Origin of the sequence: Clostridium autoethanogenum DSM 10061 (assembly GCF_001484725.1) — a bacterium.
Lineage (GTDB): Bacteria > Bacillota > Clostridia > Clostridiales > Clostridiaceae > Clostridium_B > Clostridium_B ljungdahlii.
The window spans coordinates 1320866-1333849 of sequence record NZ_CP012395.1 but is presented as its reverse complement, the minus strand read 5'-3'; the positions used below and the strand labels follow the sequence as shown (position 1 = coordinate 1333849).

Sequence of the window (12984 nt, the reverse complement as noted above, 5' to 3'; positions counted from 1 at the left end):
TCTGATATTTTGGTAAGCCACAAGCTCGCTAAATATTTTGATAAGGCTAAACAAGAAATTTGAAATGCAGTGCTATTGAAGTTAGAGGTGTTTTTTACAAATTTTTATTAATGACTTAAATATTATAACAAGTTATAATATTTATAGGTATATATTTTTAATTTAATACAAAAAGCATTAATAGATTTCATTTAAGCTAGGGGGATTTTAAAATTATGAGTAAACTTGGGACTAAAATTCTCAGGTTAGTATGTGTAGTTGTTGGTGCTATTGTAGCAATATCTTTGATAAGTTGTACTGTTATACTTAAGAGGGCGGAATCACAACTGAGGGATAAAGCAAAACAGTCTGTCACAGAATCAATTAGTATTATTGACAAGAATAAGATAGAAAAGATAATAAAGGATAAATCTAACAATTCTAAAGAATATGGTGAAGTATTAAATTCTATGATAGTATTCAAGGCAAAAAAAGATATCAAAAATTTTTATGTTTACATAGAAAAAGATAATGAAACTGCACAATTTTTGATAGATGCTTCACCTGATCCAGCAGATTATTTGGAAAGCTATGAAATGCAGGGTGGAATGATCAGTGCTTTTGATGGTAGTATTGCTGTTGATAGTGAACCGTCATCAGATAAATGGGGAACTTATATGTCAGCTTATGCTCCAATAAAAAATTCATCTGGACAAGTTATAGCTGCTATTGGAGTAGATGAAGATGTGTCCACATTTGAAAATATTAAAAAATTGTTCTTTTATCTCTCCATCTTACAAGTTATAATTGCTGTCATTATATCCTTAGTTTCGGTGTGGTTATTTTCAAAAAAATTAAAGTATAACATTGGCATAATTGAAAGTAAATTAGTAGATATGAGTGAGGGTAATTTGCAGGGGAATGTGGAATTGAAGACAAAGGATGAAATCGAACAAATAATGTATTCTTTAAATGATTTTAGATTAAAAGTTAGTAATATTTTAATAAATATAAAAGAACACGTAAGTAATGCCCATGGAAGTTCTGATGATTTATATAGTATATCTAAAGAAATGTCGCTGTCTGCAGAAAATGTTTCTTTAATCATCCATAAAGTGTCAGAAAGTTCCAAAAAACAAGTCTGTCATATTGTAAGTATGGAAGAGGTGTTTGATGAATTTGGAAAAAGAATAGAAAATGCGACTAAGATGATAAATGAATTTAGCGTTATGGGAAATAATATTAGCGAAAAGTCCAAGAAAAGCAGCGCAGATGTGAATTTACTAATAAAATCAATAAATGATTTAAATGTTCAATTCAAATCTGTTGCAGAAAAGATTCAAGGATTAGGCGCTAATATTGATAAAATAAGTGACATCACAAATTTAATAAATGATATATCAGATCAGACTAATTTACTTGCATTAAACGCATCTATAGAAGCATCTAGAGCTGGGGAAGCTGGAAAGGGATTTAGTGTAGTGGCAGATGAAATTAGAATTCTTGCAGAACAGTCAAAAACTTCATCTGAAAGTATTAATGAACTTTTAAAAAATGTTTCTAATCAAAGTAATGCTGTTGTTGCTGATACTAAAAATGTAGATTGTCAATTTTCAAATCAAATTGGTATTGTAAACAACATTGCAAGTTCTTTTAGGGTAATAATTGATGATATAGAAAAATTGCTGCCAGGAATAAATCTAGTTAATAAATCTATGATTGAGGCTGACAATAACAAATCTATTATAATAAATAATTTAGAGACGTCATCTTCTTCAGCAAAAGAAATTTCTACATCTTCTAAAGATATAGCTGCCATAGCTGAGGAATTAAGTAGTTCTGCAGAAGAGGTTACTAATTCAGCTGAAAAGCTATTGCATATTGTCAATAATGTAATGGAAAATGTAAATAAGTTCAAAACAGAAGAATAAAACTTATAGAGTTTCTCAATTGAAATTAACTTTCAATCTAGAAACTCTATAAGTTTTTTATATTTTAGCAGTTGAGCCCAATTTCGTTGGCACTCCAAATTGCATTCATTATATTAGCAGATTGGTATGCATCTCCGATTAAGTATAAGTCAGCTATATTTCCATTTAGCTTGTTGTATAATTCTCTATCTGATTTAAACCCGACGGCAATTGTAACGGTATCTGCAGATACTTCTTGTTTTTTAAATTTATTATTAATAAGTACTGCACCTTTATCGGTTACTTCCAAGAGGGAATTATTTGTAATGGCTTTCACATTATACATATTTAAAAGATCTATGAGCATGATTTTGTTCATATGTGGAATTGGTTTACTTGAATTTAATAATGTATCTTTTGCTTCAACAATGGTGACATTTTTACCTTGTTTTGCAAGATAAAGTGCAGCTTCACAGCCTACAAGTCCGCCACCTACCATAAGTACGTCATTGCCAACTTTTTTATTGTCATTTAAAAGTTCCAAAGCTGTTATAACTTTATCTTTTTCTATACCAGGAACATTTATTTTAATTTCTTTTGCACCAGTTGCAATTATAACTACATCTGGTTTTTCTTCTTCTACAAGCTCTTCTGTTACTTTTGTATTGAAATTAACTTTAACTTCAAGCTCCTTTATTTCACTTTTATACCAATCAATTAGCCTTCTGTCATCTACTTTGAAATCAGGTACGGAACCTGGAATAATTACTCCGCCGAGTTTATCTGTACCTTCATAAATTGTAACATCATGTCCTCTCATTTTTATAATTCTAGCTGCTTCCATTCCAGCAACTCCGCCTCCTACAACCATAACTTTCTTTGGTGTAAGCGTAGGTTTTATTTCATAATACCTTTCTCTACCTACAGCTGGATTTACTGTACAGCTCAAAGGTTTTCCTTCAAATCCTCTTCCAAGACATCCAGTATGACATCCAATACAAGGACGAATTCTTTCAGAATTATCTGAGAGAACTTTTTTTGGCCAGTATGGATCTGCTAGAAGTGGCCTTCCAAGTCCAATCATATCTGCTGCTTTATCATCAAGAGCTTTTTCTGCATCTTCTGGTATACCTAATTTTCCTGCAACTATAACTGGAATTTTTACAACTTTTTTTAGTTCTTTGGTATAAGGTAAATATAATCCGTTCTTTTGGTAAATAGGGGGATGTGACCAGTACCATGCATCATAAGTTCCTAAATCTGTATTGAGTTCATCATATCCTGCTGCTTCTAGAATTTTTGCTGCATCAAGGCCTTCTTTTAAGTCACGACCTTTTTCAAGGTAGTCTTCATCTGGGAGTCCTCCCTGCCTCCAATCTTTTATGCAGCTTTTTACACTATATCTTAAGCCTACTGGGAAGTCATCTCCTAATCTTGCTTTTATGCCCTGAACTATTTCTATAGGAAGCTGAAGTCGTCCTCTTAAATCTCCGCCGTATTTATCTGTTCTTCTATTGAATATGGAAAGTGTAAACTGGTCAAGCAAGTAGCCTTCATGTACAGCATGTATTTCAACACCATCAAAATCTGCTTTTTGAGCAATATCGGCACCTTCAATGAACTTTGAAACTATCCATTCTACTTCTGAAGTAGTAAGTGCTCGACAGGTAACAGTTGGGTCCCAATAATTTGGAATATCTGAAGCGGAGACAGGTTGGGATGTTAAAAGTGTTCCTGGAGCCCCGCTTCTTCCGAAGCCCATTGTTAGTTGTAAAAATATTTTTGCACCATAAGCATGAACTCTTTCTGTCATCTCTGAAGATGTCATTAGAAATCTTCCTGGGTTTGTTGAAATAACAGGAATAATACCTGGTACAACCTTATCTAATTCATTTTCAACTTTAGTGATACTTGTTATAATAAGGCCAGTACCGCCTTTGGCTCTTTCTACATAATAGTCAATAGCTCTTTGATTATAGCAACCTTCATTATCCACAAGTCCAAAAGCCCCCATAGGTGCCATTGATATTTTGTTTTTTACTTCCATCTTCCCTATTTTAATAGGTTGAAACAAAGATTTATTTTTCATAATAACTTACCTCCATATATTTATTTTCCCTAAATTATTCGACATAATCCATGTTGTTTTTCGTTAAAAGTGAATTTGTCATAAAATGTGCTATAATTGTATTTATCCGATTGCTACCATTGCTAACTCCCCATCTTCTTCAAAATGGGGAGATAAGCACTGCTACGCACCTGGATAAGTTCTTCTAAGGTTCAGATGGAGAAAAGGTATTTCCTTATAAGCAAACTCCATCTGAACCTAAGAATTACTTGATAAATCAAATTTAGGGGGGCATTACATAATGGAAGAAGAAGAGATTAAAAAATTAAAGGAGTTGGTATGTAGTACAATTGAAAAAAATGCAGAAAAAATAATAAACTTTTCAAAATCTGTAGAAAAGGAACCAGAATTAGGATTCAAGGAACAGAAAACGTCAAAGAAGGTAAAAGGCATTTTTGACGAAATAGGTTTAAAATATCGAGATGGTCTTGCTTTAACTGGAGTAAAGGCAAAATTAAAAGATCAGTGTGAAGGTGTAAATATAGCTGTACTTGGAGAGTTAGATGCCGTTATATGTAGGGGAAATAAAAATTCAAATCCAGAAACTGGAGCAGCTCATACTTGTGGTCATCATCTTCAACTAGGAGCTTTAATTGGTGCTGCTGTAGGATTAAAGCTTTCTGGAATTTCAAACAAATTAGATGGAAATGTGACTTTTTTTGCAGTACCTTCAGAAGAATGCATTGAATTTGACTATAGAGAAAAACTTCGAAAGCAAGGCAAACTTCATTTTTTTGGAGGAAAGCAGCAGCTCATATATGAAGGTGAATTTGATGATGTAGATATAGCTATGATGATGCACTCTCTAAAAAATAGTCCTAAACCTACTGTTTCAATAGGTAAATCCAGCAATGGATTTGTTGCAAAGACAATACAATATATAGGAAAAGTAGCTCATGCTGCTGAAGCACCAGATGAAGGTGTAAATGCGCTAAATGCAGCAATGCTGGGACTAATGGGTGTAAATGCTCTTAGGGAAACTTTTAGAGATGAAGATTACATAAGATTTCATCCTATTATTACTAAAGGAGGAGACGTAGTAAACAGCGTACCTGATGATGTAAGAATTGAAAGCTATGTGCGTGCAAGAACTATAGATGCCATGGTAAAAACCAACAAAAAAGTTGATAGAGCTCTTAAAGCTGGGGGAGATGCAATAGGTGCAAAAACAGTTATTAAAACTATACCAGGTTATCTACCTCTTGAGTGCTGTGCTAAATTAAATGATATATATAAAGATAATTGTAAGGAATTTCTTCCTGAAGAAAGCATTTTAGATGGAGGACATTTTTTTGCTTCAACGGACATGGGAGATATATCTCAGCTAATACCAAGCATACACCCTTATGTAGGCGGTGTAAGTGGAAATTTGCATTCAAAGGAATTTAATGTAGAGGATTATAGAGCAGCTTGTATTCTGCCAGCTAAGTTATTTGCAATGACAGTAATAGATCTTTTAGTCAATGGTGCAGAAAAAGGTAAAGATATAGTAAAAAATTTCAAGCCTAAGTTTTCTAAAGAAGAATATCTAAAGGTAATGGATGAGTTTAATAATTAACATAAATTCATTTTAGCTAAAAAATTATTAGGGGGCAAAATAATGTTAAAAAAATATTTTAAAATTTTTATCCTAGCTCTTATATTAGTTGTAGTAACAGAGCTAATAGGTCAAAAGAAAATAAAACTAGGGCCAGGATATCTTGTGTTTCTACCAATGCTCTATGCATTAGTTATTGGAATAATTATAAGTTTACCTAAGTTAAAAATTATGTCGGAAGATGAAATGAAGCTGTCAAATGATATTATGGGAATTGTAGTAATATTGTTTGTCGCCAAAATAGGTGCTACAATGGGACCTTCTATTGTTATGTTGGTTAAATCAGGATGGGCACTTTGTTTCCAGGAACTCGGCCACTTTTTAGGTACAGTAATTTTAGGACTTCCAATTGCTCTTTTACTTGGTCTTAAACGTGAAGCAGTAGGAGCTACTTTCTCTATTGATCGTGAACCTAATATTGCAATTATTGCAGAAAAGTATGGTATGGATTCTCCAGAAGGACGTGGAGTAATGGGAATTTATATCTGTGGAACTTTATTTGGTGCAATTTATATAGGACTTCTTGCTGGATATATTGGATCAGTAAAAATATTTAATCCATTGGCACTAGCCATGGGATCAGGAGTAGGATCTGGAAGTATGATGGCTGCAGCTTCAGGAGCTATTACTGCTGTTTTCCCTGCAAAGGCTAAGGAAATAGCTAGTTTTGCAGCAGCATCTAATTTAATAACAACCATAGTGGGAATATATTTTACGCTATTTGTTTCTTTACCAGTTGCCAATAAATTATATGGTTGGTTAGAACCTAAAATCGGAAGAAATAGCAAAAAGAGAGGGGAAATCTAGCATGAAAAGACTTATTCAGGAGGCATTTATTTTATTTTGGGTTGGAATAATTGCTTTAGTAGGAAATACTATAAAAAATAAAGTTCCTTTAAAGATAGGAATTATTGGCATGGCTATATTATTAGCTATTACTTTATTAGGTATTATAATTAAAAAAATTGTGCCTGCTAATATTCCTACAGTGTTTTGGGTATCTATAGTAGCCGTTTTGGTTACAAGCCCTCTTAATCCCTATGGTGCTTTTTTGGACAAACAGTATTTAGAAAAAATAGATATGATTGCTCTTACTACTCCAGTTTTAGCTTTTGCCGGTTTGTCACTAGGCAAGGATTTAAAACTTTTTAAATCCTTAAGTTGGAAGATAATTATTGTAGCATTAACTGTTTACACAGGTACTTTTGTTTTTGCTACCATGATTGCACAAATTGTTTTAAAAGCTACAGGCCAAATATAGATTTTTGTGGTTAAAATACTTATAATTATTTTATAAGTATTTTAATCTACACCATATATCAAGGTGTATAAAGTTACTTTTTACTTAGAAAATTCAACTCTCGCAGTTTAAAAACTTTGCGAAGCAATTTTTCATTATTAATTCTTAACTTGCGAAGCTTTGCTTCGCAAGCTTTTTATATTAAGTCAAAATTTTATATGTGCGAAAGTTGAGTTTATAGGTATTTTAATTTATACATAATCCTATATTGATGTGTATAAAATTATTTTATACTTAGAAAATTTATAATTATGAGGAGAGTTAGCATGAAAATTGTTGTATTGGATGGATATACGTTAAATCCCGGAGATATAAGCTGGGAACCCCTTGAAAAGCTTGGAGATTTGAATGTCTATGATCGTACTTCCCATGATAACGGTAATAATGATTTAATATTGGAGAGAATAAAAGATGCAGAAATTGTTTTTACCAATGATATAACATTATCTAGAGGTATATTGGAAAAGTCACCTAAATTACGATATATTGGAATATTAGCTACAGGGTACAATATGGTGGATGTAAATGCAGCTAAGGAATTAGGAATTACTGTAACAAATATTCCGACATATGGGACAAGTTCCGTAAGCCAAATGGCAGTAGCACTGCTTCTTGAACTGTGTCACCATGTATGGGCTCATAGTGAGGCAGTAAAAAACGGAGAATGGGCAAGCAATGGAGATTGGTGTTTTTGGAAATATCCCCTTATTGAGTTAGCTAATAAAACTGCAGGAATTATAGGTTATGGTAGAATTGGACAATCAACAGGAAAAATACTACAGGCATTTGGCATGAAAGTACTTGCTTATGATAAACATGAGAATAAAAACTTAGAAAGTAATAGTATGAAATACGTAAAATTAAATGAATTATTTCAAGAATCAGATGTTATTTTCTTACACTGTCCACTATTTGATAGTAATAGAGGTATCATTAATAAAGACTCCATAAGTAAAATGAAAGATGGAGTAATTATAATAAATAATGCTAGAGGACCTTTAATTGTAGAGAAAGATTTAGCAGAGGCGTTAAATAGTGGGAAAATTTCTGGAGCCGCTTTAGATGTAGTATCTACAGAGCCTATAGAGGAAAGCAATCCCCTGATGAAGGCAAAAAATTGTATAATTACCCCACATATTTCTTGGGCACCTAAAGAATCAAGACAGAGACTTATGGAAATTGCAGCAGAGAATCTAGAAAGATTTTTGGAAGGATCTCCTGTAAATGTTGTAAGTAGGTAATATGTGTTTTTGAATTAGAAGACCTTTGAAGTGATTCTGCTTAAAATTTAAGTTTGTACATAAAATACATTTAAAAATTGAGAGTGGAAAGTTGATAGTTAGGGATGACTTTCTTCGATAATACTACGGAAAGTTTAAATATAGCGCTATTTAAGCAAAGCTTCAATAGGCTTTAAGTTTACTATCCACTTTCAACTATCCACTCTTAATTTACGCTTAAGATATTAAAATTTGTTATTATATGATTTGGCATAAGCCAACTTTCAATTTAGAAACACTTTTTAGCATCCATATTATCTTGTACATGTACAAGGGCTTCACCAAAGCGTTGAAAGTGAACAATTTCTCTTGCCCATAAAAATTTAAGCACATCTATTACATCTGGATCATCTGTTAGAGTTATAAGATGTTCATAAGTTGTTCTAGCTTTTTGCTCAGCTGCCATATCTTCATGTAAATCTGTTATAGGATCTGCTGTAGCTTGGATGTAAGCAGATGTCCATGGAACGCCATTAGCATCTTGAGGAAAAGTAGCCCTTCCATGTTGGGTATAGTGGGAGGCTAATCCTGCTTCTTTAAGTTCATCTATGGTATCATCTTTTAGCAGTTGATATATCATGGTAGCTATAATTTCAACATGTGCTAACTCTTCAGTTCCTATATCAGTAAGTAATCCTTTAGTTCTACCGCTGGGCATAGTATAACGTTGATTTAAATATCTGATAGCAGCACTTAATTCTCCATCTGGACCTCCGTATTGAGCAGTAAGATATTTAGCCATTTGAATATCCTTTGTTTTAATTTTTACAGGATACTCTAATTTTTTTTCATAAATCCACATATGCCAATCCTCCTATTCTCCACATTCCCAAGGCCAGGGTTCGTTTATCCAAGTCCATGGAAACTGGCTCTCGGAATATCCAAAGTTAGTTAAAATACCAAATCTGTCTTCATAGTTTCTTTTTAAACGGATGAGTTGATTTGTGAACATATTGTAATCAGACAGAGCTTTCTTGTTATCAGGAAAATTATCTAGATACAAATTTAAATCTACTGTGGCAAATTCAAGCTGGCGAATTTCATCTAGTAGTTTTTTACGATCATTCATATTAGTACCTCCTCGTATAATAGGTTTACAACTAGTTAAATGACTACTATTTAATCTTCGTTTTCAGGGAAAGGCATAACTAAATTTGGAAATATGGTACCTTTTTTTAATGCCATATTTAAAGGAAGCAGTCCAATATAAGGCTGCATAGGAACGTAAGCCCTTGCTAATTTTTTACCTGAATTATGAGGAAAGCCAGCAGATGGCATTGATCTTGAGTTCACATGTGGAACAAATTTTGAATACACTATTTTCACCTCTTAAGTCTCTTTACAATGATAATATATTCAATACTTATAAATTGTGTTAATATAAATTGCTTTGTAAAATTTATAATAAAGGTTTTAAATGCTGATGTTTAATGGTATAATCATCTTGTTAATAGTATTAAAATATAGTGACTGGAATTGAATAATCACGTATTTGGTAAACAAGTTTGTGTAAGCTTCTGTAGTATTTTTACTATATAATTTGTGTACCCTCCAATTATATATTTTTGTATTTTATAGGAGTTTGCATAAACCTTCCTATTTATTTAGACGGTTGAAATATTTTTTTTGCTTCAAATGAAATTATATTTTTTTGTTTGAAGCATTTTTGTATAAATTCACTTCTAATTATACAAAATAATTTTGGAGGTGTTTTTATGGCAATAACTTTAAGCAATAAAGAAAGAATGCTTTTAGAAGATGAAAAAAGTCATGAATCCATGTGTATACAAAAATATACAAACTATGCTAATCAAACAAATGATTCACAGTTGAAACAGCTATTTATAAATAATGCATCAGTTGAGCAAGAGCATTTAAATTCTATTAACTGTATTTTGGGCGGTGAGGTACCTAATTTAAACAGTAATCAAGGTACAAGCAAAATGAATACATCAGGTATAGCTAGCCCGTCTATGTCACCTGTAGGTATGTGTGAAGTACGTGACGAGGATATGTGTAAGGATATGCTTATGGCAGAAAAATATATTTCAGGAGTTTATAATGTAGCCATATTTGAATTTAGAGATACGAATGTCCGAAATGTATTAAACCATATACAAAAAGAAGAACAGCAGCATGGGGAATCCATTTATAAATATATGGAAAGCAAAGGTATGTATAAAATTCAGTAAGAGTACGTTCACTTGGCTTTAATGAAGTTGTTCACTAATTAGTTTATATACAAATAAAGCTGGAAGTTAATTAAAGTTTAAATTTTCATTAATTTCCGGCTATATAAAGCTTATAAGGAAGGTATAGAGAAATTTTATTGAGTATAGAACTAACAATTGTAAACAATTTCATGTATAATTGAGTTATGCAGTACAGCGTAATAGATATAAAAATTAATTATAGTGACTTAGGGGGATTGATTGTATGAAAGATAGCTATGGAAGAAGTATAAACTATCTTAGGATTTCACTTACAGATAGGTGCAATTTAAGATGTATCTATTGTATGCCAAAGGAAGGAATAGTAAAAAGACCTTATGGTGATCTGTTAAGATTTGAAGATATATTAAAAATTATTAAAGCAGCAGCAACTCTTGGAATAAATAAAATAAGATATACTGGTGGAGAACCTCTTATAATGAAGGATATAGAGTATTTAATAAGGGAAACTGCTAACATAAAAGGAATTACGGATGTGGCAATTACTACCAACGGCATACTGCTCTGTGATATGGCAGATAAATTAAAAGAAGCAGGATTAAAAAGGGTAAACATAAGTTTAGATACCCTAAAAGCAGATAAGTATAAATTTATAACCAGGTGTGGAAACTTGGACGCAGTATTAAAATCTATTGATAAATGTTTAAGTATAGGATTGACTCCTGTTAAAATAAATACAGTTTTATTAAAGGGTTTTAATGATACTGAAATTATGGATTTTGTAGAGTTTACGAAGAATTTACCAGTAGATATTAGATTTATTGAACTTATGCCTATAGGAGAAGGAAAAAAATTATACGAGAATGATAATCTTTCTTCAGAAGTTGTTTTAAAGGAAATTCAGGATAATTTTGATGTAATTTCCCAGCCTACTTCTAAAAGTAGTACTGTTTCCCTATATAAGGTGAGAGGATATAAGGGAAACATAGGCTTTATAAGTCCAATGAGCTGTAAATTTTGTAAAGATTGCAATAGACTAAGACTTACGTCTATAGGAGATTTAAAACCATGTCTTCACTCGGACAAAGTTATAAATTTAAAACACTGCTTAAATGACGAAAAACTCCTTTTAGAAGAATTAAAACGAGGAATACTAGGAAAACCCGAGGAGCACAATATGAGTTCTAAACACAAAAGTGAAAGTGAGAAGATGATGTATCAAATAGGTGGTTGATTACTGTAAGTTTATACCCATGGCTGTGAATATTTTTAGTTGGGCTAATTTTTCTTGGGACAGGCTGTCTATCTGGTAGGATCTTGAATAACCTGTTTTAGCCCAAATTACAAAATGTTCACAGTTATTTTGTAATAAATTGTAACTTCTTTCACCTTCTCGCATATCTGCTCTTTTAACGGTTTCTTTTGAATCAAATTGTGAACCACCTTTTATGTTTAAAATAAAATAATGTCCTTTTCTAAAATAAGGGGACATGTCTGTTTCCTTTATCTTGGCATCTTTAGAATTACCCGTAGTACTACAGTAATGAATAACTTTATTATTACCTACATATATTCCATAATGTGTATATTGATAGCCCATAAAGGTATCTTCAGTGCCTATTATATCTCCATATTGAGGCTCTTTATGTACCTTGGACAGGGTAATATCATTTCCACTCTTCACCTGAAAATATAACTTCTTTTCTTCCGTCATTTTATAATTTTTAAAATGTAAGTTAGGAGATAAGGTAACGCAAATTTTATCATCATCGTAAAAACCATCTATAGGTGGATTTATAAAGAGAGTTTTGCCATCCACAGATGGAAAAACATAGGTATCCATAGTTTCATTGTCTTTACTTTTTACAGAAATATTTTTTATAGAAGTATCATCCCATATAATTTTATCTTTTAAAGGTATTTGAATTTCGCTATATTTATAAATAGTTGTAGTTCTATTATTTAAAGTATAAATTTTATAGCCTAAAAAACTAACTGCAATTATTATAAATATAGATATTAATTTTAAAAAAAAATGATTTCTCATTTAAACCATCCCTTATACTGTTTCTAAATTAGTTCTATTTGTCAGATACAAATAGTTTTATTATAGTGTATTCAGCTACTTTTTCACACTTGGCATTTTCTTTATTAGTAGTTATTATTTCTGCAGATTTGCTGTCGAAACTTTGGAGATCTTACTTAAATGGTTCCCCCACATTTACAATATATGATTTAACATCTTTATCGGTTACTTCTTTTATATATTGATTTTTATTATAAGGAAAAATAGGAGATAAATTGTCAGTTTCTATAATTTTATCTACGCCCCCTACCTCTTTAGGTGATAATGTCCATATTAAAAGAGGAAGTAGAAGTGATACGATTATTACCACTAAGCACATTATCATTATATTTTCAGTCGCTTTTTTTGCAAAGTAGTGTAATATAAGTTCATCACTATAATTTTTATTTTTTATTTTTTTACTTTGTCTTTGGAATAAGGTTACACCAAGTAGCATGGCTAAAATTCCTGATAAATATAAGAAAAAAAGCATAATTAATTTCTCCTAACGTAAGTCACATATAGATTTTAACAAAAAAAATAATAAAAATATA

The 12984-nt window shown here is 31.6% G+C and carries 13 protein-coding genes; 7 read left to right on the top strand and 6 right to left on the bottom strand.

All coding sequences use genetic code 11. The annotated features are described in order from the left end of the window. Window positions 1-215: 215 nt before the first annotated feature. On the top strand, window positions 216-1910 hold the full coding sequence (locus CLAU_RS05945) for a methyl-accepting chemotaxis protein (RefSeq protein ID WP_013239978.1): 1695 nt from the start codon (window positions 216-218) through the stop codon (window positions 1908-1910). 64 nt (window positions 1911-1974) lie between these two features. On the opposite strand, the gene CLAU_RS05940 is transcribed toward CLAU_RS05945, so the two are convergent. Then, window positions 1975-3978: an oxidoreductase gene (locus CLAU_RS05940; RefSeq protein ID WP_013239977.1), complete on the bottom strand. Its 2004-nt coding sequence runs from the start codon at window positions 3976-3978 to the stop codon at window positions 1975-1977. A 280-nt stretch (window positions 3979-4258) separates the two neighbouring features. Here CLAU_RS05940 and CLAU_RS05935 point away from each other — a divergent pair, with 280 nt between their 5' ends. From CLAU_RS05935 to CLAU_RS05920, 4 genes are all read left to right on the top strand, one after another. Continuing rightward, on the top strand, window positions 4259-5575 hold the full coding sequence (locus CLAU_RS05935; protein ID WP_013239976.1) for a M20/M25/M40 family metallo-hydrolase: 1317 nt from the start codon (window positions 4259-4261) through the stop codon (window positions 5573-5575). Between the two features lie 42 nt (window positions 5576-5617). After that, a complete protein-coding gene (locus CLAU_RS05930) occupies window positions 5618-6421 on the top strand; it encodes a DUF3100 domain-containing protein (RefSeq protein ID WP_023162172.1) in 804 nt (267 codons plus the stop codon). A gap of 1 nt (window position 6422) precedes the next feature. Continuing rightward, entirely contained in the window at window positions 6423-6875 is a 453-nt protein-coding gene (locus tag CLAU_RS05925; RefSeq protein WP_013239973.1) for a hypothetical protein, read from the top strand. 305 nt (window positions 6876-7180) lie between these two features. After that, window positions 7181-8155 (top strand): D-2-hydroxyacid dehydrogenase, encoded by a 975-nt coding sequence (locus CLAU_RS05920; protein WP_013239972.1) that lies wholly within the window; start codon window positions 7181-7183, stop codon window positions 8153-8155. A gap of 268 nt (window positions 8156-8423) precedes the next feature. On the opposite strand, the gene CLAU_RS05915 is transcribed toward CLAU_RS05920, so the two are convergent. Genes CLAU_RS05915 through CLAU_RS05905 form a run of 3 tightly spaced genes read right to left on the bottom strand, consistent with a single transcriptional unit; the run spans window position 8424 to window position 9511 of the window. Beyond that, window positions 8424-8996, bottom strand: a complete 573-nt coding sequence (locus CLAU_RS05915; protein WP_013239971.1) for a manganese catalase family protein — start codon at window positions 8994-8996, stop codon at window positions 8424-8426. Between the two features lie 12 nt (window positions 8997-9008). Continuing rightward, window positions 9009-9263 (bottom strand): spore coat protein CotJB, encoded by a 255-nt coding sequence (locus CLAU_RS05910; protein ID WP_013239970.1) that lies wholly within the window; start codon window positions 9261-9263, stop codon window positions 9009-9011. A 50-nt stretch (window positions 9264-9313) separates the two neighbouring features. Next, entirely contained in the window at window positions 9314-9511 is a 198-nt protein-coding gene (locus tag CLAU_RS05905) for a spore coat associated protein CotJA (protein ID WP_013239969.1), read from the bottom strand. Window positions 9512-9909: 398 nt separating this feature from the next. Between CLAU_RS05905 and CLAU_RS05900 the strand changes: the two genes are divergently transcribed. Together CLAU_RS05900 and moaA are read left to right on the top strand one after the other, a co-directional pair. Beyond that, window positions 9910-10386, top strand: a complete 477-nt coding sequence (locus tag CLAU_RS05900; RefSeq protein WP_013239968.1) for a spore coat protein — start codon at window positions 9910-9912, stop codon at window positions 10384-10386. Window positions 10387-10630: 244 nt separating this feature from the next. Next, a complete protein-coding gene (moaA, locus tag CLAU_RS05895; RefSeq protein WP_013239967.1) occupies window positions 10631-11599 on the top strand; it encodes a GTP 3',8-cyclase MoaA in 969 nt (322 codons plus the stop codon). Here the strand turns inward: moaA and CLAU_RS05890 are convergent, their stop codons facing one another. After that, complete coding sequence (locus tag CLAU_RS05890) at window positions 11600-12412, bottom strand: lecithin retinol acyltransferase family protein (RefSeq protein ID WP_013239966.1); 813 nt, start codon at window positions 12410-12412, stop codon at window positions 11600-11602. A gap of 151 nt (window positions 12413-12563) precedes the next feature. Then, on the bottom strand, window positions 12564-12923 hold the full coding sequence (locus CLAU_RS05885) for a hypothetical protein (protein WP_013239965.1): 360 nt from the start codon (window positions 12921-12923) through the stop codon (window positions 12564-12566). Window positions 12924-12984: the final 61 nt, after the last annotated feature.

What these genes read in the sequence shown, in the direction of transcription:
- CLAU_RS05900 (WP_013239968.1), top strand. Translation starts at nt 9,910, where the DNA reads ATGGCAATAACTTTAAGCAATAAAGAAAGAATGCTTTTAGAAGATGAA.
- CLAU_RS05885 (WP_013239965.1), bottom strand. Translation starts at nt 12,923, where the DNA reads ATGCTTTTTTTCTTATATTTATCAGGAATTTTAGCCATGCTACTTGGT.
- CLAU_RS05910 (WP_013239970.1), bottom strand. Translation starts at nt 9,263, where the DNA reads ATGAATGATCGTAAAAAACTACTAGATGAAATTCGCCAGCTTGAATTT.
- CLAU_RS05915 (WP_013239971.1), bottom strand. Translation starts at nt 8,996, where the DNA reads ATGTGGATTTATGAAAAAAAATTAGAGTATCCTGTAAAAATTAAAACA.
- CLAU_RS05940 (WP_013239977.1), bottom strand. Translation starts at nt 3,978, where the DNA reads ATGAAAAATAAATCTTTGTTTCAACCTATTAAAATAGGGAAGATGGAA.
- CLAU_RS05930 (WP_023162172.1), top strand. Translation starts at nt 5,618, where the DNA reads ATGTTAAAAAAATATTTTAAAATTTTTATCCTAGCTCTTATATTAGTT.
- CLAU_RS05945 (WP_013239978.1), top strand. Translation starts at nt 216, where the DNA reads ATGAGTAAACTTGGGACTAAAATTCTCAGGTTAGTATGTGTAGTTGTT.
- moaA (WP_013239967.1), top strand. Translation starts at nt 10,631, where the DNA reads ATGAAAGATAGCTATGGAAGAAGTATAAACTATCTTAGGATTTCACTT.
- CLAU_RS05920 (WP_013239972.1), top strand. Translation starts at nt 7,181, where the DNA reads ATGAAAATTGTTGTATTGGATGGATATACGTTAAATCCCGGAGATATA.
- CLAU_RS05925 (WP_013239973.1), top strand. Translation starts at nt 6,423, where the DNA reads ATGAAAAGACTTATTCAGGAGGCATTTATTTTATTTTGGGTTGGAATA.
- CLAU_RS05890 (WP_013239966.1), bottom strand. Translation starts at nt 12,412, where the DNA reads ATGAGAAATCATTTTTTTTTAAAATTAATATCTATATTTATAATAATT.
- CLAU_RS05935 (WP_013239976.1), top strand. Translation starts at nt 4,259, where the DNA reads ATGGAAGAAGAAGAGATTAAAAAATTAAAGGAGTTGGTATGTAGTACA.